Source organism: Marinobacter sp. EN3 (assembly GCF_000475315.1).
Classification (GTDB): Bacteria; Pseudomonadota; Gammaproteobacteria; order Pseudomonadales; family Oleiphilaceae; genus Marinobacter; species Marinobacter nauticus.
Map to the genome: position 1 here is coordinate 1 of NZ_AXCC01000022.1, position 2,639 is coordinate 2,639.

At 62.8% G+C, this 2,639-nt stretch carries 1 protein-coding gene and 1 pseudogene; both read right to left on the reverse strand.

The window, feature by feature from the left end; translation table 11 throughout:
- Positions 1 to 93 precede the first annotated feature (93 nt).
- A complete protein-coding gene (gene istB, locus Q675_RS27370) occupies positions 94 to 849 on the reverse strand; it encodes an IS21-like element helper ATPase IstB (protein WP_011783959.1) in 756 nt (251 codons plus the stop codon).
- Between the two features lie 14 nt (positions 850 to 863).
- Positions 864 to 2,408: pseudogene (gene istA, locus Q675_RS27375) on the reverse strand (IS21 family transposase).
- Between the last annotated feature and the right edge of the window lie 231 nt (positions 2,409 to 2,639).

A 2,639-nucleotide genomic window follows, 5' to 3' on the forward strand; every position in this document is an offset into this window, starting at 1 on the left:
TGCGTATTCCGGCGAACGTGACCGGTCATTCCGGGGATCGTGACCGATTTGCACACGGCCATCACGCTGGAGTCAGTTTTGTACTCTGAGCGGTCACGATGGGTCAACCGATTCCGTATTTTGTGCTTTCGCTTTTCGCAGTGATTCCCCCTTCAGATTGAGTCGGTGAGCGCCGTGCAGGAGTCGGTCCAGGATGGCATCGGCCAGCGTGGCGGAGCCGATGTAGTCATGCCAGTGTTCCGTGGGTAGCTGGCTGGCGATGAGCGTTGAGCCTCGCCCGTGCCGGTCTTCGATCACCTCCATCAGGTCCTGTCGTTGTTGTGCCGTGACCTTCTGCATGCCCCAGTCGTCCAGGATCAGCAGGTCGGTCTTCAGCAACTGGTTCATCAACCGTGCGTAGCTGCCATCGCCGTGGGCGATGCGCACCTGCTCGAACAGGCGCGGCACGCGCAAGTAGCGAACCGAGAGCCCTTGCCGGCAGGCCTGGTTGCCCAGGGCGCAGGCCAGCCAGGTCTTGCCGCAACCGGTCGGGCCGGTGATGCACAGGTTCAGGGATTGGCGGATCCAGTCACAGCTGGCCAGCCCCGCCATACGGGAGCGCTCCAGCCCTCTCGGGTGGCGGTAATCGACGTCTTCCACGCAGGCAGGGACCCGCAACCGGGCCGCCTTCAGCAGCCGATCCAGACGGCGATTTTCACGATGTAGCACCTCCCGGTCGATCAGCAAGGCCAGGCGTTCCTCGAACGCCAGGTCGTGGGTGTCGGGCTGTGCCCGTTGTTGTTCCAGGGCATCGCACATGCCGGTCAGCTTGAGCTGGCGCAGGGTATCGAGGGTGTTTTGAGTCAACATCAGTGTCTCCGGGATCAGTGGTAGTAGCGGGGGCCGCGAACGTTGGTGTGAACGGGCAGATCGGCCAGTTCCGGTTCTTCCTCGGTCAGTGGCAGAGGCAACTGATCCAGACCCTGCTTCAGGATCGAGGTGATGCTCTGGTAGCTGGCCGAGTTGATGGCCAGTGCTCGGCTACAAGCCTGCTCCAGGCGGTCACGGCTGTAGCGGCGACTGAGGTTCAGCAGACCCAGGCATGCTCGGTAGCCATGTTCGGGATGAGGACGATCCTTGAGCTGGCGCTGCACCACGTCGAGCGTGGCGGGGCCGATGTCCGTGGCCCAGTTCAGGAAGCGGCCCGGTGACCAGTTCTGGTGGGCCTGATGGGACTTGGGCATATGCTAGGTCAGGGTGACGAAGCGGCCCTTGCCGTGACGGGAATGAAGGGCGACCCGCTGGCCCTTGTGCATCACCTCCACGGACGTATCGGTCACCCGAACATCCAGCTTCACGCCCACGAGTGCGTGAGGCACGCTGTACAGCCGTTTGTCGATCTCGATGTGGTAGTCGATGCCCGGTCGTGCCTTTCGCCACTCGGCGTAGACGTAGGGCGTTGCGGGGAGCGGCCTGAGCGCGGGTCGGTCCAGTGCCTCGAACAGGCTTTGGCGGCTCTCGGAGCGCCCCTGGAACGGGCGCCTGTTTAGGGCCGGTAACAGCCCGGTGATGGCTGCATTTAGCTCGGCCAGGGAGAAGAACGTCTGATGTCGTAACCGGGCCAGGATCCAGCGTTCAACCAGCAACACGCCGGCTTCCGCTTTTGCCTTGTCCTTGGGCTTGTAGGGGCGTGCTGGCAACACCGCCATCTGGTAATGGGCGGCCAGTTCCGCATAGGTCTCGTTGATCTGGGGCGTGTATCGGTCTGCTCTGGTGACCGCTGCCTTGAGGTTGTCCGGAACCAGTAGTTCCGGTACGCCACCGTAGAACGCCAGCATCCGCTGGTGAGAGGCGATCCAGTCCGGCAGGGACTGGCTCCAGGTGGCCTCGGCGAAGGTATAACTGGACGCGCCCAGCACGGCCACAAAGACCTGGGCCTTGCGCATCTCGCCGGTGCTGCGATCCACCACCGGAACCGTGGGCCCGCAGTAGTCGATAAAGATCTTCTCACCGGCCCGATGGACCTGGCGCATGCTGCGCCGCTGCCGGCCGCGCCAGAGCCGGTAGTGGTGGCAGAACTGGCTGTACCGGCGGGCCTTATCGCCGTGGCGCTCCACGTACTCGGCCCACAGCAGTTGCAGGGTGACGCCCTTGGTCTTCAGCTCCTGATGGACCTGGAAGTAGTCGGGCTCGGCAAAGCGTGAAGGCGGCGTCTTGGCCGGGAACAGCTGGGCTTCCAGCCGTGCTTCGTCCGTGCCTTCCGGCAATGGCCAGGTGATGCCTTGAGCCGTGGCCAGACTGACGTACTTGCCGACGACACCCTTGGAAAGGCCACAGGCGCGGGCAATGCGCTCATGGCTCAGGCCCGCTTCGTACTTGAGGCGCAAGACCTCGATGATTTGTCGCATGGAAATCCTCGCTGCCGGCATCCGCCCTTCCTCGTGATGAAAAGGAAGGGGTATGCCGGATAAAGTTGAAGAATTCCAGCGCGTTGGCAGGGATTCCGGAGGAACGTGACCGATGATTCCGGCATCGTGACCGGCGATTCCGGAAAACGACCCGAAATCGGTCACGATAAAACGGAATGAGTGGTCACGATCACCCGGAACAGGCGGTCACGTTCAAACGGAATGGGCGGTCACGATGGGCCGGAATATGCA